Origin of the sequence: Bartonella capreoli (assembly GCF_902813205.1) — a bacterium.
Taxonomy (GTDB): domain Bacteria; phylum Pseudomonadota; class Alphaproteobacteria; order Rhizobiales; family Rhizobiaceae; genus Bartonella; species Bartonella schoenbuchensis.
Map to the genome: position 1 here is coordinate 1 of NZ_CADDZX010000182.1, position 464 is coordinate 464.

Annotated in this window: 1 protein-coding gene and 1 pseudogene; one reads left to right on the forward strand and one right to left on the reverse strand. The window is 35.8% G+C overall.

Translation table 11 applies throughout. The features are described 5' to 3' along the window. Positions 1-242 (reverse strand): BolA family protein (locus tag J7R05_RS07960; RefSeq protein WP_208541844.1); only part of this gene is annotated, 242 nt, incomplete at its 3' end. Positions 243-364: 122 nt separating this feature from the next. Here J7R05_RS07960 and J7R05_RS07965 point away from each other — a divergent pair. After that, positions 365-464 (forward strand): annotated as a pseudogene (locus J7R05_RS07965) (molecular chaperone DnaJ); the annotation flags it as partial.

A 464-nucleotide genomic window follows, 5' to 3' on the forward strand; every position in this document is an offset into this window, starting at 1 on the left:
CAAGTTGCTAATTCTTTCTGTAAAACTTGATAAATCGCTCGATGTACCTCCACACGCTTCATACCAGAAAAAGAAGAAGACAGAATTTTCACCCGAAAATGCGTTTCCCCTTTACCATCAAAAGCATGCTCATCATGAGGATGCCCCTCATGAAGATGACTCTCGTTAATTACCTCAAGTTTTTGTGGATGAAAAGCGTCTTGGAGCTTCATCTGAATTGTTGTCTGGATTGCGGTAGACATTTTTTATTCCTTCATAAAATGAACGGTGTAATGCACCTTTTTCAAAACTAAATGAGTGTGAAAATAAATTTTTCAAAAGTCAATTCTTGTCAAATCAACCGATTTTGCATAAACCTAAAGATATGACAATAACATCTAAATTATTCGACTCAATTCGAATCAGTTCTAATAAAAAGCAAAAAGCTGAATCAGAAGCACAACAGTGTCAATGGGAAGGTTGTG